The organism is Ruegeria sp. AM9 (genome assembly GCF_056540565.1).
Genome location: NZ_JBQFWY010000014.1, coordinates 40,674 through 65,214, shown reverse-complemented (window position 1 = coordinate 65,214; position 24,541 = coordinate 40,674). Strand labels below are relative to the sequence as shown.

General features: G+C 59.8%; 26 protein-coding genes. 17 read left to right on the top strand and 9 right to left on the bottom strand.

The features are described 5' to 3' along the window. Nucleotides 1–287: hypothetical protein (locus tag ACR0DO_RS17585; protein WP_480560744.1), on the top strand; the 287-nt coding region annotated here is incomplete at its 5' end. Nucleotides 288–297: 10 nt separating this feature from the next. Continuing rightward, complete coding sequence (locus ACR0DO_RS17580) at nt 298–558, top strand: hypothetical protein (RefSeq protein ID WP_170447508.1); 261 nt, start codon at nt 298–300, stop codon at nt 556–558. Nucleotides 559–605: 47 nt separating this feature from the next. On the opposite strand, the gene ACR0DO_RS17575 is transcribed toward ACR0DO_RS17580, so the two are convergent. Continuing rightward, the gene (locus ACR0DO_RS17575) at nt 606–1,265 is read right to left on the bottom strand and encodes a TetR/AcrR family transcriptional regulator (protein WP_480560742.1); all 660 of its coding nucleotides are present in this window, start codon (nt 1,263–1,265) and stop codon (nt 606–608) included. A 251-nt stretch (nt 1,266–1,516) separates the two neighbouring features. Here ACR0DO_RS17575 and ACR0DO_RS17570 point away from each other — a divergent pair, with 251 nt between their 5' ends. The 9 genes from ACR0DO_RS17570 (at nt 1,517) to ACR0DO_RS17530 (ending at nt 11,235) form a co-directional block, all read left to right on the top strand. After that, on the top strand, nt 1,517–2,623 hold the full coding sequence (locus ACR0DO_RS17570) for a sugar ABC transporter substrate-binding protein (RefSeq protein ID WP_170448825.1): 1,107 nt from the start codon (nt 1,517–1,519) through the stop codon (nt 2,621–2,623). Nucleotides 2,624–2,713: 90 nt separating this feature from the next. Further along, nucleotides 2,714–3,679: an ABC transporter permease gene (locus tag ACR0DO_RS17565; protein ID WP_480560739.1), complete on the top strand. Its 966-nt coding sequence runs from the start codon at nt 2,714–2,716 to the stop codon at nt 3,677–3,679. Between the two features lie 10 nt (nt 3,680–3,689). After that, the gene (locus ACR0DO_RS17560) at nt 3,690–5,198 is read left to right on the top strand and encodes a sugar ABC transporter ATP-binding protein (RefSeq protein ID WP_480560737.1); all 1,509 of its coding nucleotides are present in this window, start codon (nt 3,690–3,692) and stop codon (nt 5,196–5,198) included. A 10-nt stretch (nt 5,199–5,208) separates the two neighbouring features. Further along, nucleotides 5,209–6,150, top strand: coding sequence for an ABC transporter permease (locus ACR0DO_RS17555; protein ID WP_170448819.1), 942 nt, complete (start codon nt 5,209–5,211; stop codon nt 6,148–6,150). Continuing rightward, nucleotides 6,147–7,184 (top strand): zinc-dependent alcohol dehydrogenase, encoded by a 1,038-nt coding sequence (locus tag ACR0DO_RS17550; protein WP_480560735.1) that lies wholly within the window; start codon nt 6,147–6,149, stop codon nt 7,182–7,184. Before ACR0DO_RS17555 ends, ACR0DO_RS17550 begins: the two co-directional genes overlap by 4 nt. A gap of 18 nt (nt 7,185–7,202) precedes the next feature. Then, on the top strand, nt 7,203–7,772 hold the full coding sequence (locus tag ACR0DO_RS17545; protein ID WP_170448818.1) for a flavodoxin family protein: 570 nt from the start codon (nt 7,203–7,205) through the stop codon (nt 7,770–7,772). Next, nucleotides 7,772–8,071 carry a putative quinol monooxygenase gene (locus ACR0DO_RS17540; RefSeq protein WP_480560733.1) on the top strand — a complete coding sequence of 100 codons (300 nt, stop codon included), beginning with the start codon at nt 7,772–7,774 and terminating at the stop codon, nt 8,069–8,071. Before ACR0DO_RS17545 ends, ACR0DO_RS17540 begins: the two co-directional genes overlap by 1 nt. Before the next feature lie 60 nt (nt 8,072–8,131). Then, nucleotides 8,132–9,634, top strand: coding sequence for an aldehyde dehydrogenase family protein (locus ACR0DO_RS17535; protein ID WP_480560731.1), 1,503 nt, complete (start codon nt 8,132–8,134; stop codon nt 9,632–9,634). After that, nucleotides 9,634–11,235 carry a GMC family oxidoreductase gene (locus ACR0DO_RS17530; protein ID WP_480560729.1) on the top strand — a complete coding sequence of 534 codons (1,602 nt, stop codon included), beginning with the start codon at nt 9,634–9,636 and terminating at the stop codon, nt 11,233–11,235. The genes ACR0DO_RS17535 and ACR0DO_RS17530 overlap by 1 nt, the downstream gene beginning before the upstream one ends. 74 nt (nt 11,236–11,309) lie before the next feature. Here the strand turns inward: ACR0DO_RS17530 and ACR0DO_RS17525 are convergent, their stop codons facing one another. Next, a complete protein-coding gene (locus ACR0DO_RS17525) occupies nt 11,310–12,128 on the bottom strand; it encodes an aldo/keto reductase (RefSeq protein WP_480560727.1) in 819 nt (272 codons plus the stop codon). A gap of 144 nt (nt 12,129–12,272) precedes the next feature. Between ACR0DO_RS17525 and ACR0DO_RS17520 the strand changes: the two genes are divergently transcribed. From ACR0DO_RS17520 to ACR0DO_RS17510, 3 genes are read left to right on the top strand one after another with little or no spacing between them, the layout of a single operon-like run. After that, the gene (locus ACR0DO_RS17520; RefSeq protein WP_480560725.1) at nt 12,273–13,853 is read left to right on the top strand and encodes an acyl CoA:acetate/3-ketoacid CoA transferase; all 1,581 of its coding nucleotides are present in this window, start codon (nt 12,273–12,275) and stop codon (nt 13,851–13,853) included. Then, complete coding sequence (locus ACR0DO_RS17515) at nt 13,853–14,617, top strand: enoyl-CoA hydratase/isomerase family protein (protein ID WP_480560723.1); 765 nt, start codon at nt 13,853–13,855, stop codon at nt 14,615–14,617. The genes ACR0DO_RS17520 and ACR0DO_RS17515 overlap by 1 nt, the downstream gene beginning before the upstream one ends. Before the next feature lie 24 nt (nt 14,618–14,641). Further along, complete coding sequence (locus ACR0DO_RS17510) at nt 14,642–14,953, top strand: Dabb family protein (RefSeq protein WP_480560721.1); 312 nt, start codon at nt 14,642–14,644, stop codon at nt 14,951–14,953. A 9-nt stretch (nt 14,954–14,962) separates the two neighbouring features. Here the strand turns inward: ACR0DO_RS17510 and ACR0DO_RS17505 are convergent, their stop codons facing one another. Genes ACR0DO_RS17505 through ACR0DO_RS17490 form a run of 4 tightly spaced genes read right to left on the bottom strand, consistent with a single transcriptional unit; the run spans nt 14,963 to nt 18,899 of the window. After that, a complete protein-coding gene (locus tag ACR0DO_RS17505; RefSeq protein WP_480560719.1) occupies nt 14,963–15,823 on the bottom strand; it encodes a sugar phosphate isomerase/epimerase family protein in 861 nt (286 codons plus the stop codon). Between the two features lie 5 nt (nt 15,824–15,828). Then, nucleotides 15,829–16,977, bottom strand: a complete 1,149-nt coding sequence (locus tag ACR0DO_RS17500) for a dihydrodipicolinate synthase family protein (RefSeq protein WP_480560717.1) — start codon at nt 16,975–16,977, stop codon at nt 15,829–15,831. A gap of 9 nt (nt 16,978–16,986) precedes the next feature. Further along, the gene (locus ACR0DO_RS17495; RefSeq protein ID WP_480560715.1) at nt 16,987–17,757 is read right to left on the bottom strand and encodes a 3-ketoacyl-ACP reductase; all 771 of its coding nucleotides are present in this window, start codon (nt 17,755–17,757) and stop codon (nt 16,987–16,989) included. Then, complete coding sequence (locus ACR0DO_RS17490) at nt 17,754–18,899, bottom strand: acyl-CoA dehydrogenase family protein (RefSeq protein ID WP_170448796.1); 1,146 nt, start codon at nt 18,897–18,899, stop codon at nt 17,754–17,756. Before ACR0DO_RS17490 ends, ACR0DO_RS17495 begins: the two co-directional genes overlap by 4 nt. A 158-nt stretch (nt 18,900–19,057) precedes the next feature. On the opposite strand from ACR0DO_RS17490, the gene ACR0DO_RS17485 reads away from it, so the two are divergent. From ACR0DO_RS17485 to ACR0DO_RS17475, 3 genes are read left to right on the top strand one after another with little or no spacing between them, the layout of a single operon-like run. Continuing rightward, nucleotides 19,058–20,074, top strand: a complete 1,017-nt coding sequence (locus ACR0DO_RS17485; protein WP_480560713.1) for an aldo/keto reductase — start codon at nt 19,058–19,060, stop codon at nt 20,072–20,074. Then, on the top strand, nt 20,071–20,526 hold the full coding sequence (locus ACR0DO_RS17480) for a MaoC family dehydratase (RefSeq protein WP_480560711.1): 456 nt from the start codon (nt 20,071–20,073) through the stop codon (nt 20,524–20,526). Before ACR0DO_RS17485 ends, ACR0DO_RS17480 begins: the two co-directional genes overlap by 4 nt. 35 nt (nt 20,527–20,561) lie before the next feature. After that, nucleotides 20,562–20,987 (top strand): GlcG/HbpS family heme-binding protein, encoded by a 426-nt coding sequence (locus ACR0DO_RS17475; RefSeq protein WP_480560709.1) that lies wholly within the window; start codon nt 20,562–20,564, stop codon nt 20,985–20,987. Between the two features lie 19 nt (nt 20,988–21,006). Here ACR0DO_RS17475 and ACR0DO_RS17470 read toward each other — a convergent pair whose 3' ends face one another. The 3 genes from ACR0DO_RS17470 to ACR0DO_RS17460 all read right to left on the bottom strand — a co-directional run bounded on the left by ACR0DO_RS17470 (nt 21,007) and on the right by ACR0DO_RS17460 (nt 24,539). Beyond that, on the bottom strand, nt 21,007–22,557 hold the full coding sequence (locus ACR0DO_RS17470; protein WP_480560707.1) for a polyamine aminopropyltransferase: 1,551 nt from the start codon (nt 22,555–22,557) through the stop codon (nt 21,007–21,009). A gap of 77 nt (nt 22,558–22,634) precedes the next feature. After that, entirely contained in the window at nt 22,635–23,222 is a 588-nt protein-coding gene (locus ACR0DO_RS17465) for a hypothetical protein (RefSeq protein WP_480560705.1), read from the bottom strand. 9 nt (nt 23,223–23,231) lie between these two features. Continuing rightward, nucleotides 23,232–24,539: a rhomboid family intramembrane serine protease gene (locus ACR0DO_RS17460; protein ID WP_480560703.1), complete on the bottom strand. Its 1,308-nt coding sequence runs from the start codon at nt 24,537–24,539 to the stop codon at nt 23,232–23,234. Nucleotides 24,540–24,541: the final 2 nt, after the last annotated feature.

Sequence of the window (24,541 nt, the reverse complement as noted above, 5' to 3'; positions counted from 1 at the left end):
CACGTCAGTTTATCGCTTTTTTACGGCGCCTGATTAGCGGGTTTTGCCGGTGGCGTCTTGTGGCAATTCGCGGATGCGGGCTTTCCCGGGTATTTGTGGCTGAGCTGCAATTTAACCGGGCAGCTGCGCAGGGATCAGGCACCATAAGGCAGCGGCCGCAGCGGCGGTGGGCCTTGCCGCAAGCCGCTGAAAAACCGGGCTTTCCCGGTAAATCCACGCATTTTTTGCGGATGCGGCATTCTCAGACCCGGGCGGTTGTGTTAGCCTGCGCCCAAGACCCGTTTTAGGAGACTAACGATGATCAGAACAACCCTTCTGATTCTGGCGCTTTCGGCCACCGGCGCCTATGCGCAGGACGCCTCCGGCACGACCGGCACAGACCAGAGCGATGAGGCCCGCGCCGCGCGCGACGCCGCCGCCCAAGAGGGCGTGACCGGCTTTGTCCCGCTCGTCGCCCCCGCACTCGGCGTCGCAGCCGCCGCCGCAGGCCTCGCAGCCGCAGGCGGCGGCGGTTCCTCAAACAGCACAACCACAACCAGCACCGTCAGCACAAACTAAAATCACCTAGACACAACGATAAAAACACGCCGCAGATTGGGGCGCGTCTAATCCTTGCGGACGATCCGTATGATGCTTTCGACGTTAAAGTCCAGACGCTCGTTCAAGGCCTGTTCATCCATCATGTCGCGTTGAAACAGGTAGGACCCGGTAAACCGGTTGGTCAGGTAGTAATAACCGATAGCAGCGATGGTGATATTGAGCTGGGTCGCATCAATGCCGGGACGGAATTCTCCGCTTTCTTCGCCGCGTCTGAGAATGTCTTCGACCATCTCGACCAGCCCGCGGGTCGTTTCAGGCAGGCTGGACAGCGATTTGATATGGCGGGCGCGGTGCAGGTTCTCGCTGTTGACCAGAGTGATGAACTCGGGGTTCTTCAGGTAGTATTTCCATGTGAACCGAACCAGAGATTCCAGGGCGTCTGAAGGCGACAGGGATTCGAGTTTCAGCTTGCGTTCGGCGCTTCGGATATCGAGATAGGCTGCTTCCAGTACCGTTTGGAACAGCCCCTCTTTGCTGCCGAAATAATGGTATAACATGCGTTTGTTGGCGTTGGCACGTTCGGCGATTTCGTCGACCCGCGCGCCGCCCAATCCGTGTTTGGCAAATTCCTTCTTCGCGGCCTGCAGGATGCGCGCCTTGGTCGCTTCGGCATCTCTTTTTTTCTTGGTTGTCGTCTTTTCGACCACAGCCGCCTCCCTTGTCATGTAGCTGTCCCGGCGCAGCAATTCTGGTCAGAGCATTTCACACAAATGGCCGAGGTTCTTCAACTGTTCCGTGCCAGCCGCCAATTCAGACCTTTCCTTTCCTAGTCTTAACGCTTGACACATCGTTTCGTAAAGAAGTAACTAGTTAGTGCATTAATGGCGTAGAGTGCCGCTGTGCGGGATCGTCGCCGGGGAGGGGTCGACACGCGAACGCCTTTGATCCCATGTGCTGATGGAAAAGGGAGGACGTCATGTCATTCATCAAGAAATACATCGAACAAGAGACGATAACCCGTCGTAACCTGCTGCTGGCATCTGCCTATGGCGTAGGCGGTGCAGCGATCTCTACCATGCTGGGTGGCATGGCGCGTGCGGCGATCACGGATCCGACCGTTGCCTGGTCGTACCGCAACCGGACGAACCCCTATTGGAATGAAATCGTTTCGGGTGGTGAGGCCTTTGTTGAAAGCCTCGGCAAGCCCAAGGATTTCCTGACACACCTGATCAACGAAGGCTCGTCGGAAAAGTCGCTGGCCGACGTCAAGGCGCTGCTGTCCAAGACCAATGGTGAACTGGCACTGGCCATCGACACCAATGACGCGCCCAACGCGCGTCCGGTTGTCGAATCCTGCGTGGAGGCGGGCGCATATGTGTCGACCCTGTGGAACAAAACCGACGACCTGCACCCTTGGGATTTCGGCGATCACTACGTCAGCCACATGAGCTGGTCCGACGAAGGCCCGGCGGAACAGACCGCGCGCATTCTGCTGGACGCCATGGGCGGTTCCGGCGGTGTCGTTCATCTGGGCGGTATCGCATCGAACAATCCGGCCATCGAGCGTCTGGCCGGTCTGAAAACCGCATTGCTGGACTACCCTGACGCGGAACTGCTGGCTGCGGAACCTGCAGACTGGGATACGCAAAAGGCCAACCAGGTCATGAGCGCCTTCCTCACCCGGTACGGCGATGAGATCAAAGGTGTCCACTGCGCCAACGACACCATTGCCTATGGTGTGCTCGAAGCGCTGCGGGCCGAAGGGATCGAAGACATGCCGATCGTGTCCTATGACGGCAACCCGCAGGCGGTTGAACTGGTCGGCGAGGGCAAAATCCTGGCCACCGTCTTTACCAACCCCCATTGGGGTGGCGGCATCACGGCGGCACTGGCTTATTACGCGGCCACTGGCCACTTCAAGCCATCGGAAGAGCCGAATGAGCACCGCGAGTTCTATGGTCCGACCATCATGGTCCGCCCCGAAGATGCGCAGGCGTTCAAGGCTCAGTATCTGGACAGTGCTCCGGTCTATGACTGGAAGGATTTCTGGTCCACGTCGAACGGCCAGATTCAGTACAAATAACGGTGCCTGCAGGCCGGTCCCTGAACCGGCCTGCTCACTAGGGTCTGCGGCGAACGCGACCCCGCCAATTCACTCAGTGGGAGGAAGCACGTGAGCAATGTGCTGACACGGGATGTGCTGATCAAATGGGCGCCCCTGATCGTCCTTTTGGTTCTGGTCCTGTTTTTCACAGCGATGGAGCCCCGTTTCTTTTCGCTGCGCAATTTTGCCCGCATCGGGATCTCGTCCGCGCCGGCGCTGATGGTGGCTATCGGTGTCACCTTCATCATCATCATGGGGTCGATTGACCTGTCGATGGAAGGCACCGTGTCGGTCTGTGCCGTGGTTTTTGCCTTTGCCTTTATCGGTTTGGGCGGAACGATGGCGTCGTGGGCCTGGCTGGCCATTCCGCTGGCCTTGCTGGTGGGCGCGGCCATTGGGCTGGTGAACGGGCTTGTCCATGTCTTGCTGAAAATCCCCTCATTCATGGCCTCGTTGGCGATGGGGTTTGTGGGCACCGGTTTTGCCCTGCTGCTGACCGGCGGTGACCGGATCAGGGTCGAGGATGACCTGTTCCGCTCTTTGCTGACCGAGCGTTGGTTCGGCTTTCCGATCATGTGTTATGTCGCGCTGCTGTTCCTGCTGATCGCCTGGTTCATCCAGTCGCGCACCACGCTGGGCCGCAACTTCTACGCGGTTGGCGGTGGTGAGGAACTGGCCCACGCTTCGGGTCTGAACGTCAACCGCGTGCGGATCATGGGGTTTGCGCTGGCCGGTGTCTTCTATGCCGTTGGTGCGCTGCTGGCGGTTGGCCGGATCGGGATTGCCGAAACCGCGACGGGGTCGAATTTCATGTTCGTGTCGATCACCTCGGTCGTGGTTGGCGGCACCGCGCTGTGGGGCGGGATCGGCGGCGTGTGGAACACGCTGATCGGGGTGCTGATCGTGAATGTCATCAACAACGGCATGGTTGTGATCGGGTTGCCCGGCTACGTGCAGGACGGTGTTCTGGGCGTGCTGGTCATCGCTGCGGTGGTTCTGTCGACCGATCGCAAATCCGTAACCTTCGTGAAATAGGGGCGGGCAGATGTACGAACTGATCAATGTCGACAAGAAATTCCCCGGCGTCCACGCGCTGAAATCCGTGGATTTCAAGATTGGACGGGGTGAGATCGTGGGTCTGGTCGGCGAAAACGGCGCCGGTAAATCCACCCTGATGAAGGTGATCTATGGCGCCTATCAGCCTGATGGCGGCGACATCACCATCGACGGCACCAAGGTCCGGTTTCAGAACCCGCGCCAGGCGATGGATCACGGCATCGGCATGGTGTTTCAGGAACAATCTCTGATCACCAATCTGACCGTGATGGAGAACATCTTTCTTGGTTTCGAGCAGCAATTCGTCAGCTATGGGGTGATCAACTGGAAAGCCATGGCCGAGGCCGCGCGCAAGCAGCTGGCCAAGGTCAAGCTGGATATCGACCCGGCCATGATCACCTCGAAACTGTCTTTTGCGCAGCGCCAGCTGGTCGAGCTGGCCAAGGTGCTGACGCTGGAGGAGCGGATCGACGGTGATCTGGTGATCCTGCTGGACGAGCCGACCTCAGTATTGGCGAAGGAAGAGGTCGAACTGCTGTTCAGCCTTGTGCGTGAACTGACCAACCGCGCCTCGTTCATCTTTGTCAGCCACCGTATGGACGAGGTTCTGGACCTGTCCGACCGCATCTATGTGATGAAGGATGGCGAGATTGTCGATGTCGTCGCCCATGACGACGCCGAGGTGGATGCCATCCAGCACAAAATGGTCGGGCGCGACGTCGACAAGGAATATTACCGCGAGCAGAAGCAGAAACCTTATCAGACCGAGGCACAGCCGCTGGTTGCCTTCAGCGACGTGTCCGTGACCGGAAAGTACGCGAATATCTCGTTCGAGTTGCGCCCCGGAGAGGTTCTGTGTCTGGTCGGCACCGAAGGGTCCGGGCGCGAGGCAATCCTGCGCACGATTTTCGGCCTGGAAACGCCCTCCGCTGGCAGCGTCGCGCTCAAGGGGCAAACCGTCGGCAAGTTCAACGCCCAGGCCGGAGTGGCGGGCGGCGTGGGGTACATCCCGCGTGAACGCAAGGTCGAAGGCATCGTGGCCGGGATGAATGTCTACGAGAACATGACGCTCAGCCAGATGGGGAATTACGCCAACTCGGGCGTGCTGCGCATTGGCGAGGAAAAATCGCTGGCCAAACAGTGGATCGACCGTTTGGCGATCAAGACCCCGGATGTCTACAAGGATTGCGGCGGGCTGTCGGGCGGCAACCAGCAAAAGGTAGTGCTGGCCAAATGGCGCTCGGCCGGGTCCGACATCATCCTGCTGGATCACCCGACGCGGGGCCTGGATATCGGCGCCAAGGAAGACGTCTACGACATGGTGCGCGAGATGTCGGATGACGGCGTCGGCATCGTCCTGGTCGCCGACACGCTGGAAGAGGCCATCGGCCTCAGCCACACGATCATCGTTCTCAAGGACGGGGTCGAACAGAAACGTTTCGATTGCAGCCCGGGGGACAAGCCGTCGCTTTATGACCTTGTCCACCACATGATCTGAGGCCTGATCCATGAGTTTTGAACGTATCAAACCCCATCTGCCCTGGATCACCCTGCTGGTTCTGGTGCTGGTCGTCGGTGCGGCGGATTCCAACTTTCTGCGACCGGCGAACCTGATCTCGATGATGGCCGACATCGTGCCGCTGTTCATCATGGCGCTGGGGATGACCTTTGCGATCTATATCGGCGGTATCGACCTGTCGGCGCAGTCCATCGCCAACATGACCACCGTGGTTGCGACCATCGCTCTGCCGACCTTTGGCATCGGCGCAGCGCTGCTGTGCATCCTGTCGGGCGTGGTGCTGGGCAGTATCTCGGGCTACGTGACGACGCGGCTTTACGTGCCGTCCTTCATCTCGACGTTGGCGGTTGGCGGTATCGCCTTTTCCGCGGCGCAATACATGTCGGGCCAGCGCGCCCTGTTCATGGATGCCACCCTGCGGGATTCGACCTTTGGCTGGACGACCGGCTCGGTCGCCGGGCTGCCAACCGAGTTGATCATCGCCGCCGTTCTGGTTCTGGCTGCATGGTTCCTGCAGTCGCGGACAACCTTCGGGCGTGCGCTCAAGGCGGTTGGTGCGGGGGAACCGGCGGCCGTCGCCTCGGGGCTGAACGTCAATCGGATCAAGATCATGGCATTTGCGTTGTCCGGCGGACTGGCGGCGATTGCGGGCTTGCTGTTCTCGATAAAACTCTCCGGTGGTTCTCCCACACTGGCGAACGGGTTCCTGCTGCCTGCAATCGTCGCGGTTCTGGTCGGGGGTACCCCGCTGACCGGCGGTGTCGGCGGGGTCATCAATACGCTGATCGGCACGCTGATCGTGGCGGTGATCCGGTCCTCGATGCTGTATTTCGAAGTCGATGCGACCCAGCAGCAGATGGTGTTCGGCCTGATCCTGATTGCGGCGATTGCCCTGACCATCGACCGGACCAAGCTGAGGGTCGTGAAATGACCGACACCATGAAAGCTGCCGTCCTCGTGAAACCCGGCCAGTTCGACGTGCGGGATGTTCCCCGCCCAGAACCCGGCAGGGACGAGGTTCAGGTGCGCATTTCACGGGTCGGTATCTGTGGCACGGATATCCATATTTTCAACGGCCACTACGCGGCGGAAAACCTGCCGATGATCCCAGGGCACGAATTCACCGGGACCATCTCTGAACTGGGCGAGGGCGTCTCGGGCCTGACCGTCGGTGCGCCGGTGGTTGTCGATATGAATATCGGCTGTGGCACCTGCTACTGGTGCAGGCGAAACGAGATCTTGAACTGCCCCGAGATGCAGCAGATGGGGATCACCAGGGATGGAGCTTTTGCCGAATACATCTGCGTTCCCGCGCGGCTGGTGATCTCGGCCCCGCACGATACCCCACCCGAAGTTCTGGCGCTGACCGAGCCACTGGCCTGCGTTGTGCGCTGCGCCCGCAAGGCCAATATCACCTTCGGCCAATCCGTCGTGGTGCTGGGCGCGGGACCCATCGGCAATCTGCACGTGCAATTGCTACGCACAATCGGGGCCGCCCCGATTATCGTGGCGGATGTGTCTGAAGACCGGGTGCGGATGGCGCTGGAGGCTGGCGCAGATGTGGGCGTGACCGATCCGGCGCAGTTGGAAGAGACAGTTCTGAAACACACCGACGGGCGCGGCGCAGACGTTGTGATCGAAAGCGTCGGTCTGCCGGCGCTTTACCAGCAAGCCGCTCGCCTGATCCGCAAAGGCGGGCATATTGCGGCTTTCGGTATCACCGGCGCCGGGGAAACCCTGCCGGTCGATATTCTGCAAACCATTCTGCAGGAGAACTCGATCAAAGGCTCGGTCGCGGGGATGGGGCAGGATATGCACGACGCGCTGACGCTGTTGAGCCATGGCCGCATCGCGACCGAACGCTTTACCGGGAAAACCTTCCGCTTGCAGGACATTCAAACCGCTTTCGACACACATGCAAAGCGGCCGCAGGATCTGAAAACGCAAATACAAATAAGACCTTAACATTAGGGGAAGTATCAAATGGGTAAAATTCTGATCATCTATGACAGCGAAAGCGACAGACGGTTTACCGAACTCGCCGTGCCATATGTGAAAGAGGGCGTCGAGCGGGTCGAGAACATGGAAATCCGCGTGAAATTCGTGGAGGACGCGACAACCGAAGATGTTTTCTGGGCTGATGGGATCGCGATTGGCTGCCCGACACATCTGGGCGGAATCTCGTGGCGGATGAAGAAGTGGTGGGATGATCGGACGCCTGAAATCTGGTTCAAGACCGACGGAAAATTCGCCGTTCCCTTCACCTCGGCCGGGTCGCTCGGCGGCGGGGGCGAACTGACCTGTCAGTCGCTGAGCATCATGATGATGAACATGGGCTACTTTGTGTTCGGAATCACTGACTATGTCGCCAAGAAGGAAAGCTTGCATTACGGCGCAGTCTTTGCCGGTGAACCCCGCGCCGAACACGCTATCGAAGCGTGTCGCCGTGCCGGGCAGCGGTTGGCGGAATGGGTCGGCTACTACATGGATGGTCGCAAAGAACTTCATCCTCTCGACGCGAATTATCAACGATTTTGGGAGCTTGCGGACTGATGGCAAAAGCACGTTTGCTGGTTGAACTGGATGTCAAACCCGACATGGCAGAGGCCTTCGTCGAAATGTTCAAAGCCGAGTTTATCGCCCGATCGCGAAGCGAAGACGGGTGTGAGCAATACGAGCTTTGGCAATCCGCCGATGCCCCGAACAAAATGACCATTGTCGAAGTCTGGAGCAGCAAGGACCACCTTGATGTGCATCTGGCGCAGGATTGGTTCGGAGAGTGGGCCCCCAGGATGGAGGCGATGCAAGCCACTCCCCTGGTTGTGCGCATGATGACATCCGCAGACGACTGAACATCGCAGTTTGCTCGCCCAGGTGCTTGCTTGGGGGACGAACGCGGCAGAGAGGATAACATGGACAAATCCAGCCACATACTGACCCCGCCTTCCGAACCGCGCACGTTCGGATTCTTCATGGATGGCAACTGGGTGCCCGCCGGGGATCGCGACGTGTTCGAACGGGCTTCGCCCGGACATGGTGTCCCTGTCACTCGAATTCCGCGCTGCACAGAAGAGGACCTGAACGCCGTGGTTACCTCGGCGCGCAGGGCGTTTGATGACCGTCGTTGGTGTGGCCTGTCAGGGGCAGACCGGGGTGCGGTGCTGCTGAAAGCGGCGGAGCTGATCCGCCAGCGCACGGACGAGATCGCCTATTGGGAAACGCTGGAAAACGGCAAGCCCATCGCGCAGGCGCGGGCCGAGGTCAGCGGCTGCGTCGGCATGTTCGAATTTGCCTCAGGTCTGGCGCGGGCGCTGCACGGGGACAGTTTCAACAACAGCGGTGACGGCGCGATGGGTATCGTGACCCGCGAACCGGTTGGTGTTGTCGGGCTGATCACCCCGTGGAACTTCCCGTTTCTGATCCTGTGCGAACGCGTGCCTTATATCCTGGCCTCGGGCTGTACGATTGTCGCCAAACCCTCTGAGGTCACCAGCGCCACCACCCTGATGCTGGCCGAAATCCTGTCCGAGGCCGGGCTGCCGGATGGGGTGTTCAACGTGGTCACCGGGTCGGGCAGCGTGATCGGTCAGAAACTGGCAGAACACATGGATGTGGACATGCTGTCCTTCACCGGCTCGACCGCCGTGGGGCGCTCGGTCGTGGCAGCGGCGGGGAAGAGCAATTTCAAGAAGCTTGGGCTGGAGCTGGGCGGCAAGAACCCTCAGATCGTCTTCGCAGATGCGGATCTGGAGGATGCTGCCGACGGTGTTGCCTTTGGCATCGCATTCAACACCGGTCAGTGTTGCGTATCGGGTGCGCGGCTGCTGGTGGAACGCTCGGTGGCGGACAAGTTCGCCGAAATGGTCGCTGACAAGCTGCGCAAAGTGCGCGTAGGTGATCCGCTGGACGATCGCACACAGGCCGGAGCCATCACCACCGACGCGCAAAACCGGACGATCTTGTCCTACATCGCCAAGGGTCAGGACGAGGGCGCGACCCTGCTGACCGGCGGCACCACGCCCGAAATCTCGGGCGGGCAGTATATTGATCCGGTCGTGTTCACGGACGTGACCAATGACATGGCGATTGCGCGGGAAGAGATTTTCGGGCCTGTTCTGGCGGTCATCCCGTTTGACACGATTGACGAGGCGATCTTGATTGCCAACGATACCGAATACGGTTTGGCGGCCAGTGTCTGGACCAAGAATATCGACAAGGCGCTGACCATCTCTCGTCGCGTTCAGGCCGGACGGTTCTGGGTGAACACAACTCTGGCCGGTGGACCCGAGCTGCCGATTGGCGGGTTCAAGGCCTCGGGCTGGGGCCGTGAGGCCGGGATGCATGGGGTCGAGGAATACACGCAGATCAAGTCGATCCATGTTGAGATCGGCAAGCGATCGCATTGGGTGGAGTGATGGCTGAATCCGGATATGACTATATCATCGTCGGCGGTGGCTCGGCCGGATGCGTTCTGGCCAACCGCCTGACCGAAGACAGCGCGGTCAGGGTGCTGCTGCTTGAGGCGGGCGGCAAGGACAGCCACCCGCTGATCCACATGCCGGTAGGCTTTGCCAAGATGACCGATGGCCCCCACACATGGGGCTTTACCACGGTCCCGCAGGTCAACGCGAACAACCGCGAGATTCCCTATGCGCAGGGCCGGGTGATCGGTGGTGGCAGCTCGATCAACGCAGAGGTGTTCACCCGCGGCAATCCCATCGATTACGACCGCTGGGCCAATGAGGAAGGCTGCGAGGGCTGGGCATTCAAGGACATCCAGAAATACTTCGTCCGGTCCGAACGCAACGCCATCCTGTCCGGCGATTGGCACGGAACGGAAGGGCCGCTGGGAGTGTCCAACCTTGACGCCCCGCAGAAAATGACACGGGCCTTCGTGCGCTCGTGCCAGGAAGCGGGTATTCCGTACAACCCGGATTTTAACGGCCCGGTTCAGGAAGGTGCCGGGGTTTATCAGACAACCACGTGGAACGCGAAACGCTGTTCGGCGGCAGTGGGATATCTGAAACCGGCCCTGTCGCGCCCGAACCTGACCTTGGAAACCGGATGCCAGGTACATCGCGTGGTGATTGAGGGCGGCCGGGCCACCGGCGTCGAATACGATCAGGGCGGACAGATGCGCAGGGCGCGCGCTGATCAAGAGGTTCTGGTGACCTCGGGCGCGATCGGGACGCCCAAGCTGATGCTGCTGTCAGGCATCGGGCCGGCTGCGCATTTGCGCGAGCATGGGATCGAGGTCAAACAGGACCTGCCGGGCGTGGGCGAAAACCTGAATGACCATTTCGGTATCGACATCGTGGCTGAATTGAACGGCCATCACAGTCTGGACAAGTACAACAAGCCACACTGGGCAGTCTGGGCCGGGATGCAATACTACCTGTTCGGGTCGGGGCCAGTGGCGTCGAATGTCGTCGAAGGCGGCGCTTTCTGGTATGCGGACAGTGCCCAGCCTGCTCCGGACCTGCAGTTCCATTTCCTGGCCGGTGCAGGGGCCGAGGCCGGGGTGCCAAGCGTGCCCAAAGGCAGTTCCGGGATCACCCTGAACTCTTACACCTTGCGTCCCAAGGCACGTGGAACCGTGCGGCTGCGGTCAAACCGGGTTGAGGACATGCCGCTGGTCGATCCCAATTTCCTCGGCCACCCGGATGATCTGAAGGTCTCGGTCGAAGGGGTCAAGCACAGTGTCGAGATCTTCCGGCAGAAAAGCCTGCAGAAATACATCCGCCAGATTCGTTTCCCCGATGACAGTGTGAAAACGCAGGCCGATTACGAGGCCTATGCACGGCAATATGGCCGGACCTCCTATCACCCGACCTGTACCTGCAAGATGGGCGTGGATGAAATGGCGGTGGTTGACCCGCAGATGCGTGTCCGGGGGATCGATGGGTTGCGGATTTGTGACAGCTCGGCCATGCCCAGCCTGATCGGATCAAACACCAACGCACCGACGATCATGATGGCGGAGAAGGCATCAGACATGATCCGGGGCAATCACTGAACCTCCCGGCTCTCAATGGCTCAGGGGTTTTCCCGGTAAAAAGGCGGTACCTTAAGTGGTACCGCCTTTTTCATTCAGTCCCACTTGGGTGCCCAGGGTACCAGGTCTTCACCAACGATCCGGTAACCGGTGTGGGTTTTGGCATCAATCCGGGCCATGTCGCTGCTGGACAGGGTGAAATCCATAACATCGAAATTCGCGTCGATATTGGCGCGTTTGGTTGACATTGTGTTGATCGAAACGCCCTTTTGCAGAATCCAGCGCAGAACGACCTGGCCCGCTGTTTTGCCATAGGTCTTGCCGATCTCGTCAAAAATCGAGTGTTTGAAGACCTCGCCGCGTGCGACCGAGCAATAGGACGACAGGGGAATGCCGGTTTCCGCCGCCGCTGCCAACAGAGTGTCCTGGTTGAGCAGCGGGTGGAATTCGACCTGATTGGTGACCAGCGGCGTATCGATGATCTTGACCGCGTCGCGCATCATTTGGGCGGTATAATTCGACACGCCGATATTCTTGGCCAGCCCCTTGGCATGGGCCTGTTCCAGCAGTTTCAGCGACGGGGCGATATCTTCGCCGATCGGCGGCCAGTGCAGCAACAGGACATCGACGTAATCCAGCTGCAGTTTTTTCAGGCTTTCCTCGACCGAAGGCAGAAAGGCCTCGTCGGTGAAATTGTCGGGGTGAACCTTCGTGGTTACGCAGATCTCATCCCGGTCGAAACCGATCTCGGCCAGGGCGTCGCCGGTTTCCTTTTCATTTTCATACATTTGCGCGGTATCGAACGAACGGTACCCAACCTCGGCCGCAACTTTCATCGCGTCGCGAAGCTCGTCCCCGGTCAGGGGAAATGTGCCGAAAGTGCGTTGATTGGTTTTTTGAAAGTAAATGTTCACGGTAGTCCTCCCGAAGCAATCCCTAAAGTAACTTAATGGTTACTTAGTTTCAGGTCAATTCCCGCGATCTGCGGATTCCTGTTGATTTTCGCGGCCCCTCGCGGCATAAAGATATAACCAGTTAGTTACTTTTGTGGGGACCGCATGACCAAGCAGATGACGGCGCGCGAAGCAGCAAATCTTGTTCCTGACGGGGCGACCGTTGCGGTGAATTCGTCAAGCGGCCTGTGCTGTCCGGACGCGGTTCTCAGGGGTCTTGGTGAACGTTTTGACGACGAAGGAGCGCCGCAGGACCTGACGACGATTCACCCCATTGCAGCCGGTGACATGTTCGGCACCAAAGGGGTGGATCATATCGCCAAGCCAGGGCTTCTGACCCGGATCATCGGAGGATCGTACCCGTCTGGTCCCAGCAAGGCAGAACCCCCATTGGTGTGGCAGATGATCACCGCCGAACAGGTCCGCGCCTATAACGTGCCATCGGGAATTATCTTCGACATGCTGCGCGAAGCGGCGGCCAAGCGGCCGGGCGTTTTGACAAAGGTGGGCATGGATACTTTTGTAGATCCCGATATCGAGGGCTGTGCCATGAATGACGCCGCGCGCGCCGAACCCATCGTCAAACGCATGGAGTTCGAGGGCGACGATTGGCTGTATTTCAAGTCCATGGCCCCCAATGTAGCGATCATCCGTGCGACCACGGCTGACGAAAAAGGCAACCTGAGCTTCGAGCACGAAGGCGCCTACCTTGGTGCGATGGAAATGGCGCTGGCGGCGCGAAACAACGGCGGGGTGGTCATCGCACAGGCCAAGCGTGTTGCCGCAGCGGGCAGCATCCGTCCGCATGACGTGCATGTGCCGGGCATTCTGGTTGATGCCATCGTTGAGGCGCCGGACCAGTTGCAAACCACGGCCACCGAATATGACCCGGCGATTTCGGGTGAGCTGACACGCCCGATCGAAAGCTTCCGTACGGCGGAATTCAATGTCGGTAAGGTGATCGCGCGCCGTGTCGCCATGGAACTGAAGGACGGCTGGGCGGTCAATATCGGCTTTGGCATCTCGGCCAATGTGCCCCGCATTCTGGTCGAGGAGGGGCTTCATGGTTCGGTCACATGGATGATCGAACAGGGGGCCGTGGGCGGCGTGCCGCTGTTGGACTTCAAGTTCGGTTGTTCCGCCAATGCCGAGGCTTTCGTACCCTCGCCGCACCAGTTTTGCTATTTCCAGGCGGGCGGGTTTGATGCCTCGCTCTTGTCCTTCCTCGAAGTTGACAAGAACGGGTCGGTCAATGTCTCGCGCCTGTCGGCCATTCCGCACCGCACGGCGGGGGCGGGCGGTTTTGTCGATATCACGGCGCGAGCCCGCAAGATCGTGTTTTCGGGCAATTTCAACGCCGGGGCCAAGATGACGATTGAAAATGGGCAAGTGAAAATCCTGCAAGAGGGCAAGGTTGCCAAATTCGTCGATGAGGTCGATCAGATTTCCTTCTCGGGCAAGCGCGCAAAGGCGCAAGGGCAGGATGTAACCTATGTGACCGAGCGCTGCGTGATCAAGTTGACGGATCAAGGGTTGATGGTCACCGAAATTGCGCCCGGCCTGGACGTGCAGCGGGACGTTCTGGATCAGGCGGCAACGCCTTTGCTGGTGTCGGATGATCTGAAAACCATGGATGCGGCCCTGTTTGATCCGGTGCTTATGGGTCTGGACCTGTCTGCCGCGTGATGGACCATTTCCAGCTGGATATCAGCGACGGGATTGCCCGCCTGACGCTTGACCGTCCCGAGCGGCTGAACGCGCTGACCGAGAAGATGATGGACGATCTGATTGCGCTGTGCCGCCAGATCGAACATGCCGAAGAGGCGCATGTGGTGATCCTGACGGGGGCTGGCAAAGCCTTTTGCGCCGGTGGCGATATTGATGCCTGGGCCGCACGGTCGGCAGACGGCTTCGGGCGTCACTGGCTGCGCGATGGGCATCAGGCATTGGATGCGCTGGCCCGTCTGCGTCAGCCGATGATCGCGGTATTGAACGGCCATGTTCTGGGCGGCGGGCTGGAACTGGCGGCCTGTGCCGATTACCGCATTGCGGAATCGCATATCCGTATCGGGCAGCCGGAGCCTGCGCTCGGGATCATCCCCGGCTGGTCCGGGACACAGCGCACAGTGCGCCGTTTCGGCTCGCAACTGGTGCGGCGTATGGCAATATTTGGCGAGGAGTTTTCCGCAAGCGATGCGCTGGCCGCAGGTCTGGTCGATCAGGTCACTGAAAAAGGGCAGGGCCTTGCGGCGGCAACGGAACTGGCCAAGCGGATGCGCCATCGCGGGCCGGTCGCGACCGAGCTGGTGAAAATGCTGATCAATGCCGCCGAAGGCGAAGAGAGTGAGCGAGTGTTTGAATCACTGGCGGGCTGGGTTGCCGCTGCGCAGCCCGAGCTACAGGCCGGTCTGGCCGCATTCAAAGACCGCAAAAAGGCAGATTTCTGGTAAACGTCTCTGGGAAGGAAGAATGAAATGATACGTCATCTGGTGCATCTGCGCTTTGAAAGCGATGTTTCCGAGGCTGAGAAGTCCGCGCTATTCAAGGATCTGGAAGGTCTGAAAGGACATATCGGCGGCATTCTCGATTTCCAGAGTCGCAGGAACGTGTCCGTCGAAACCGATCTTGTACGGGATTTCAATGACATGTTCTGGTTCGATTTCCGCGACGCGGCGGTGCGCGATGCCTATCTGGTCGATCCGACCCATCAGGAGATCGGCGGCCGGATCGTTGCGAAGACCGTGGGCGGTGTGGATGGCGTGTTTGTCTGCGATATCGAGGTCTGATCGTGGGGTCTAACAACAGGTTCTGAAGCGATCCACGATGACGTCGAGAACCTCATTCGGGTCCCGTTTCCACCAGTTCTCGGCCGAGAAGATTTCGACCTCGCACAAGCCATCGTAACCGGCATCTTCCACGGCTGCGCGCAGAGCATGCAGATCGGCAACGCCGTCGCCCATCATCCCTCGGTCCAGCAGAATATCCGACGTATCAGCCAGCCAATCGCACAGGTGATAGCCATAAACGCGTCCCTTTGCTCGGGTCGAAAGGGTGTCGGCCAGCGTTGTATCCCACCAGACATGGTAGACATCGATCGCGACACCCACATTGTCCGCGCCAACCACATCACAGACATTCAACGCATCTGCGGCGGTCATCAGGCAGGTGCGGTTACCGGCGGTCGCGGGGTTCAGCGGCTCAAGGGCCAGTTTCACGCCGCGCTCAGCCGCGTACGGGGCCGCGCGCGCCACGCGGTCCGCGAGGATTTTCTGGCTTTCCAGAACGCCTTTGGTTCCCGGTTCAGGTCCGCCTGTCACGATGGTCAGAACCTCGGTTTCCAGCGCGGCGGTCTGGTCGATGGACAGGTGAAAATCGTCCATGATTGCTTGATCCGACGGCAAGGCAAGTGGCCCGGTCAGGAACGGCGTGCGGCACAGGCCCACAACCTGCATCCCGGCGGCGCGGACGCGCTGGCCGATCTGCGCCGCGCGCCCGTCCAGCTCGCGCCGCCAGAAGGTGATCCCGCCATATCCACGTGCCGCGCAGGCGTCGATCACCTGCTCGGGGCTCCACCCCGCGCCGTTGCCATCAAGATTGTGGCCCAAGGTCGCCGTGTTCAGCGCCAGCGCGGAATGGTCGTTCGAGAAATCGCGCATCGCGTTCAGACCCCGTAGAGTTTCAGCATGCGCCCCATGCGTTCAACTGCCAGATCGGGATCGCGCAGCAGCCCGCATTCATCGGCCATTTTGAAACAATCGGTGAAATAGGGCAGGGACCGGGCCGCCTGCGCGCCGTTCAGCATGATGAAATGGTCCTGAAACCCGTTCAGCCAGGCCAGAAACACCACCCCGGTTTTGTAGTACTGCGTTGGCGTACGGAAGATATGGCGGGCCAGCGGGACCGTCGGGTCTAGCGTTGCGCGGAAGGTCTTGGCGTCCCCTTCGCTCAGCTTGCTGACCGCATAGGCCGCTGCCGGGGCGAGGGGGTCAAAGATGCCCAGCAGCGCGTGTGAGTGGCCCAGATCGTCGCCTTCGATCAGCTCGGGATAATTGAAGTCGTCGCCCGTATACATGCGGACGCCTTCGGGCAGACGGCGACGCATGATGATCTCTTTTTCGGCATCCAGCAGTGAGATCTTGATCCCGTCCACCTTGTCCGCATTGGCGCCGATGATCGACAGCGTGGTTTCCAGCGCGTCTTCGAAATTGTCCGATCCCCAGTACCCGGCAAGCTGCGGGTCAAACATATCACCCAGCCAGTGCAGGATGACGGGTTCATCACAGGCGGCCAGCACGTCGTTGTAGGCCGAGATATAATCATCCGACCCGGTCGCCACCTTCGCCAAAGCGCGCGAGGCCATCAGGATTATCCGCCCGCCCAGTTTCTGGATCGCCTCGACCTGTTCCAGATAGGCGCGGCGCACGTCGTCCAGCGATTTTGCGTCAGCCGGGTCCAGATGATCCGTGCCGCAGCCATTGCCGACCAGCGCGTCGGGCAGCTCTTCCTTGGTGCGCCGGATCAGTTCCAGTGCGCCGTTCCAGTCCAGCCCCATGCCGCGCTGCGCCGTGTCCATTGCCTCGGCAATGCCCATGCCCATTCCGGCCAGATAGTGGCGGAATTCCATGGTCTTGGCCCAGTCTACATGTGCTGGGCCGGTCGGGTCATGGTCTCCCAAAGGGTCCGCAACAACATGAGCGGCCGAATAGAGAACCCGCGCCGAGTTCGGCGTCAGTTTCGACGGCGCGACCGGGGTGCCGACCAGCGCATAGTCATACAGTTTTCCGGTGGTATCGGGCAGCTGAATTTTCATCGAAACACCTCAGAAACGGGGAACAAGCATACCGGCATCGGCCGAGATGGCCTGACCGGTTGTGTAGGGAAGTTTGCCGCTGGCCAGCGATGCGATGATCCGGCCCATATCCTCGGGCTGGCCGACGCGGGGGAACAGCGTCAGCCCGTCCTTGGCGCGCTGGTCGTACATTTCAATCACCGGGGCGGTCATGTCGGTGGCGATCAGGCCGGGCTGCACATCATAGACAGCGATGTTTTCCTGCCCCAACCGCACCGCGAAGGTTTTCGAGATCATCGCCGCCGCCGCCTTGGAGGCACAATATTCGGCGCGGGGGACGGCCACCGCCACCGCATTCGACGACGTCACGTTGACGATGCTGTGAAACAGCTCGGGATCGCGGTCGCGGGCCACAAGCCGTTTGGCAAAGGCTTGCGACAGAAAGAACATCGCTTTGGTGTTGACGGCCATGCAACGGTCATAGCTGGCCTCGGTAACGTCCAGCAGATCGCCGCGTTGCATCACGCCCACGCCTGCGTTGTTCACCAGCGTTGTCAACGGGCCGATGTCGGTTTCAACCGCGGCCAGTTGGGCGTCATGCGTGTCGATTTCAGAGACATCAAAGGCCGCCGCCACCGCCGGAACGCCTAGGGCGCGGATGGTGTCCAGCGCGCCCTGCAGTTCATCGTCCATCTGGGGGCCATTTACGGCAATGGCAAAGCCTTCGCGTGCCAGAGCCACGGCTGCCGCCAGCCCGATCCCGCGAGAGGACCCGGTCACAAGTGCTGCGGGGCGGCTCATGCGGCAGCCCCTTTTGCCAAGAGTTCACGGGCAATGATCATGCGCTGAATCTGGTTGGTCCCTTCGTAAATCTGGGTGATCTTGGCGTCGCGATACAGGCGCTCGACCTCGAACCCGCGAATGTAGCCCGATCCGCCAAAGACCTGCACCGCGTCTGAGGATCGCTGCACCGCCATGTCCCCGGCAAAGCACTTGGCCATCGAGCAGGCTTTGGTGGCGTCCTGTCCGGTGTCGATCTTGTAGGCGGCCGAATGGACCAGAAGGCGGGCGGCCTCGACATCCTTGGCAATGTCGGCCAGCAGCCATTGGACCCCCTGAAAATCCGCGATGGGCTTGCCGAACTGTTTGCGCTGTTGGGCATAATCCGTTGCGGCCTCAAGCCCTGCCTGACCGATGCCAACCGCCAGTGCGGCGATACCGACGCGACCCTTGTCCAGAACGCTCATCATCATGTGAAAGCCGCGCCCTTCGGTGCCCAGCAGGGCATCAGCCGGCAGGCGGACGTCATCGAAAGACAGCGGGCCAACCTGGCTGGCGCGTTGGCCCATCTTGATCTCTTTGGGGCCGCGGGTGACGCCGTCGGCGTGCAGATCGACCATGAAAATCGACATGCCACGATGCCCGGCCGCTGGGTCGGTGCGGGCCAGAACAAAGCCCACATCCGCGACCGGGGCATTGTGAATCCAGATCTTGCCACCGTTCAGCACCCAGCCGTCGCCGTCACGCACCGCCGTCGTGCGAATGCCCGACACATCGGTGCCAGCTTCGGGTTCGGTGATGCAATAGGCCGGGCGCAGCTTGGCGGCCAGAAGATTCCCCAGCCACTTGCCTTGCTGTTCCGGCGTTCCGTGGCGCACCAGCAGGGTCGTGACCAATTCCAGCAATCCGCATTGATCGGCAATCGAGGCATAGCCACGCGACAGCTCCTCCATCACCAGCGCGTAGGTAACCGTGTCGAAGCCGGGCCCGCCAAGTTCCTCGGGTACGCCGATGCCGAACAGGCCCAGTTCGGCCATCTGGTCATAGATTTCGGTTGGAAAACGCGAGTCGCGATCCAGTTCCTCGGCAGCAGGGCGAATGACGTCCTCGGCGAACTGCCGGGTCATATCGCGAACCTGAAGGTGGGTTTCGGTCAGAAACATCGTAGCGCCCCGTAATGTAACTAATCAGTTACTAATACGCGTCGCCGGGGCGGTTCGTCAAGTGGGTTGATCGGTTTCGGCATATGCTGTAAATAACTAATCAGTTACTTAATGACTGCGCAAATATCGGCGATCCGGTTTGCATTTGGGAGGCTTGCATGAAACCGAACACACTGAACAAGTTTGGCCGGGTGGATCTGAACGTATCCGCCTTTGGCTTTGGCACTGCGCCGATTGGCAACATCTTCCGCGAGATTGACGAGGCAACGTCCGACGCGATGATCCAGCACGCCTGGGACAAGGGTGTTCGGTATTTCGACACTGCCCCGATGTACGGGCACGGCCTGTCGGAAATGCGGACAGGGCACAGCCTGCGCTGGAAGGACCGGGGGGATTTTATCCTGTCGTCCAAGGTTGGCCGGGTTCTGAAACCCGCACGACGTCAGGACATCAACTTTGAGCCCTGGACCAATGCCGCACCCTTCACGATGCATTTCGACTATAGCTATGACGGGATCATGCGGTCATTCGAAGACAGCCTGCAACGTATGGCGCTGGAACATATGGATATCTGCTTTATCCACGATATCGACGTGTTCACGCGCGGCGCGGAGCAACCCGAAGTGTTCAAGCAAGCCATGGACGAAGCCTGGAAAGCGCTGGAGAGCCTGCGTGATCAGGGTGTTGTCAAGGCCATCGGTGTCGGCGTGAACGAATGGGAAGTGTGCCACGCTGCACTTGAGCAGCGAGACTTTGACTGCTTCCTTCTGGCCGGGCGCTATACGTTGCTGGAACAGGACGCTTTGGACAAGTTCCTGCCGCTCTGCGAAGAGCGCGGCGCCGCAGTTGTGGTCGGCGGCGGCTTCAACTCGGGCATTCTGGCGACGGGTGCGAAAGAAGGGGCCAAGTACAACTACGCTCCCGCCCCTGCCGACATCATGGACAAGGTCAGCAAGATCGAAGCCGTCTGCGCCGAATACAACGTGCCCCTGCCCGCCGCTGCGCTGCAGTTCGTGGTCGCGCATCCGGCGGTACCAACCTTCATGGCGGGGACCCGCACGGTCGAGCAGTTGGATCAGAACCTGAACTGGTTCAGCCATGACATCCCGGCCGAGTTCTGGGCGGACCTGAAAACCAAGGGTCTGCTGCGCGAAGATGCTCCGGTTCCGGAATGACCGCTGACCCTCTGACTGCAGGCGTCTATGGCTATCACGACCTGCAGATCGGGGATGTGATGAAAACCGGGTCTGCCGAGATAACGGCGGACCTGATTTCGGACTTTGCCGACCTGACCGGCGACAAATACCCGCTGCATCTGGATGACGACGTGGCCCGCAAGCTTGGCTACAAGGCGCGGGTGGCGCATGGGCTGCTGGTCCTGTCGGTGGTGGATGGGTTGAAGTTCCAATCAGATGCACGGCCTGACGGGCTGGCATCGCTGGGATGGAACTGGCGGTTCGAACAGCCGGTTTTTGCAGGGGATACGATCCGGGCTGAACTGCATGTCGTTTCAAAACGCGAAACCTCATCCGGTCGGCGCGGAATCGTGGCCTTCCGGTTCGACGTTTTCAATCAGGAAGGCCAACGGGTTCAGCAGGGCACAAATGATTTGATCTTCGACCTGTGACCAAAGCTGCAAAACTCCAGGATCAAGGGAAAGACATGTCTGTTTCATTCACCAAACGCTTCATCTCGCAGGGTGCTGCAAACGCGGCGGTGCAGGAGGCCCTGGCTCATGCCGCTGAGAACGGGTGGCAGGTTGCGGCCGTTGTTGTTGACCCCAGCGGTCACATGGTTGCTGCGGGGCGCATGGATGGTACCCCGGCAGCGGTGTCCGACTTTGCGCTCGACAAGGCCAGAACCGCCGTTTTGGGCAAAACCACACGCGCCTTTGCCGAACGCATGTTGTCGGCGCCCGCGTTGCAACTGGGTCTGTCCAACCGTCCCAACCTATGTGCCTGGGATGGCGGGATGCCTATTCTGGAAGACGGCCAACTGATAGGTGCGATCGGAGTGTCCGGCGCCGCTGGTCCTGACGACATTTTGTGCGCCGAGGCCGGGGTGCGGTCAATTGGTCTAACCGTGTGATGCGCGGCGCGGTTTGACCTCAATAGCCGGATACGTCGCGCGAATATTCGTGATAGATGCCCGGATCAAAGATCGAGTTGACGGTCAATTCACGCTTGGGCCGCAAATCCTCGGAGAACACCTGGGCGGCTGCGAAGACCTTAGGGGTTACGAACTTCAGACCTTCGGGCAGGTCGCCCAGCGTCGAGGCCGGATCATTGGCTGCAAGATTGTATCCCCAGATCCCGAATGAAGGGATCGACATCTGATAGTTCACGACCTGTGGGAAAATCTCGGACAAGGTCTCGGAAATCGTCCAGTAGGTGTGGGGCGAAAAGAAGGGCGAGCTGCTTTGCGTGACCAGCACCCCATCCTCGGACAGAATGCTCTGGACCATGGCGTAGAACTCGACCGAGTAGAGTTTCGACAGCGCTTCGTTATGGGGATCGGGGAAGTCGATGATGATCCGGTCATAGGTCTGGTCGGTGGATTTGACATAGTTGAACGCGTCGGTGTTGTGGATGTTCAGCGCCGACGCTTCCATGCTGTGTTCGTTCAGGCGTGCGATGGGGGCCAGATTGCGCCCCAGATCGGTCATCGCGGGATCAAGGTCGACCAGATCGATGCGTGCCACGCTGGGGTGTTTCAGAACCTCGCGCACGGCGAGCCCGTCGCCTCCGCCCAGCACCAGAACGGATTTCGGGTCGTTGTCGCCCCAGGACAGAACGGGGTGGACCAGCGCTTCGTGATAGCGGTATTCATCCGCTTCGGCGAATTGTAGGTGGCCGTCGATATAGAGGCGCACGTCGTTCTTCTGCCATGTATTGGTGACCACAAGTGACTGGTATTGCGACTGTTTGCGCCAGACGATGCGGTCAAAATACAGATGGTCCTGCGCAAAGGCGGTGATCCGCCCGGCCAGCAAGGTCAGCGCGAACAGCAGGACAATGGTGCCAATTGCGCAGGCCAGCATCCGTTTCGGCGCGTCCAGCTGGTCGCGTAAACACAGAACGCTGAGCAGGGCGACCATGGCGTTGGTCAGGCCGATGGCGAACGAGGATGAGATCAGTCCAAGGGACGGCAGCAGCAGGATGGGAAACAGAACCGATCCGCCAAGCGCGCCGATATAATCCAGCGAAAGCACATCGGCGATGGATTCCCGCGTGGTGCTGCTTTCCGACAAAACCCGCATCAGCAGCGGTATTTCCAGCCCGACCAGAAACCCGATCGACGAGATGAAGGTGAACATGCCGACCGTGTAGAACCACGGCGCATAAGGAAACAGCATGAACAGCGATACGCTGCACAGGCCGCCGATCAGCGCCAGGATCAGCTCGACCCAGATGAATGTCTGGATCAGGTTGCCGTGGAAAAAGCGGGATACATAGGACCCGACCCCCATGGCGAACATGAAAAACCCGATGGTCAGTGAGAACTGATAGACCGAATTGCCCAGCAGGTAGCTGGACACCGTCCCGATGATCAGTTCGTAGACAATGCCACACAGGGCAACAACCAGGATTGCGCCCAGCAGAACCATGGCCTGCCGGCGCGGCAGGTCTGAGTAGCGCGGTGTCAAAGTGTCGGTCATGCAAGTATCCGGGAAACTGGAAAGCCCGGCGCGATTATTGCGCCGGGCCTGAGTGGGGTGTGATGCGTGCGCAGCGCTTACTTCCCGGCGCGCAGACCGCCCGAGCGGGCACTGCGCGGGGCCGAATAGCTGGTGCGCGGAGTCACCGTGCGGTTGTTGAAGCTGGCGGCGCTGATGCCGGCCGAACGCTGGCGCCCGATCAGGTTGCCAATCAGCGCACCGGCCAGAAAGCCCGCACCCGAGAACCGCAGGCCAGCGGACTGACCGGTGGTGTCGGTGGCGATCAGGCGGTTGTTGGCCTCGTCGATCTCGATGGTGAAAATCTCACCCTCACCCGTGTCGCGGACGCCGTTTGCGTTCGGATCGGCATAGCCCGAAAACTTGGCGTCTGACAGAATTTCCAGACCCAGAGGAGTGTCGTAAAAACGCGGTTCCGAATTCATCACCTGCGTCAGATAGCCGGTGAATTCATCCACTTGCGCGTCAGAGGCTTCGGCGATGCTGTTGGCCTCGAGATACTCTTGATATTGGATGATGGCGAATTCCGTGCGGTCCAGAACCTGCCCGAGATCGGCAGTCTGTTCCGATTTCGGGGCAAGGAAATACGAATAGGCCGCAAAGCCCAGAACGCCCAAAATAACGATCGTTTTCAGTTTGCCAAACATTGAATACTCCTATGGATTTTCAAACTGTGTTTTTTCAAGTCCGCATCGCCACCAGGTCTGATGCAGGCCTTTGCCGTAGAACTCTTTGAGTTCACCGCATTTTTGCAGACCCTGCGCTTGCAGGCCCGCCGCATTGGCGTCGGACAGGTCGGATGGGATGGCCAGAACGGCCATGCGGTATTTCTGAGTGCGTGCCAGCGAAAGCTGTTGATCCAGACCGCTCAGCCCGGTGTTGGTTTCGCGCCAGCGCAGGCCCGCCACGTCGTCGGTTTCGGGGGCTTTGTGAACCTCAAAGATCGACAGGCCGGTATTCGGAGAAGGGTCCGCAGGCAGGATTTCGGGCGCCTCGGGGTTTTCCAGCCCATAGACGATCTTGGCCTCGTTCGGGCCGTGATATCCGGGCACGGTCAATTCGACCGAGGCACCAAACTCTTCATAAAGTTTATGCGCGGCGGCATAGAGTTTCTTGCCAAACTCTTCATAGTCGCTGGTTTCGATGAAGATCTTGCGCACCTGCAATTGCGCCAGCTTCCCCAGCAGGTCGTTCAGCATCAGGTTGCCTAGGCCCTTTCCGGTATGGGCCTGATCCAGATAGGTCCAGGACAGCCAGGCAACATCCGGCACATCCTCGTCCAGGCAGTAGCCGATCAGACCAATCACGTTGCCCTTGTCCTGCAGGACGAACATGTTGTCCGTTCCGTCGTCCACGAACTTGCTTTCGGCCTCGGTCGCGTCATCCTCATCTGTCTGCGCGATGATCTGGATGGCGGACGAGACGTGACGCCACTCCATGGGTTTGAGTTTGGGCCCGCCTGAGCCGAAAAGGGCGCTAAACATAGCCAGTCCTCCGCCGATCACGGCGCTTGCGATATGGGTGAAAACAGCGATCTGAGGGCGCAGAAACAGCCACTCGGCCGCAAGAACGATGCAGATCAAGGCCAGCGTCCAGCCGCGCCGTTCCGGCGGGCTTGCGACGATCAGGCCATAGGAAACCAGGCCGTATGCAACACCCGACAGGCCGACAAACCCCGGTCCGGCCAACAACAGCTCGGCGGTTGTTCCGGCAAGGGCGAACAAAGCGGCCAGCGCCAATGTCCGGAGCCAGCCCAGAACGGGTTCGGTCAAGCTCCCGCCGATAAGGATCAGCAGGCAATTGAGCGTCAGGTGACTGAGATTGCCATGCCGAAACATGAACAGCAGATGATCGGGAAAATCCACGATCGGCCCGGAATACCGGACCGGACCCAGCAATGCGTAACCCGCAATCGCGCTTAGTATGAGGCCTATCGTAACCGGGCATCTGCGCAGTTCTTCCATTC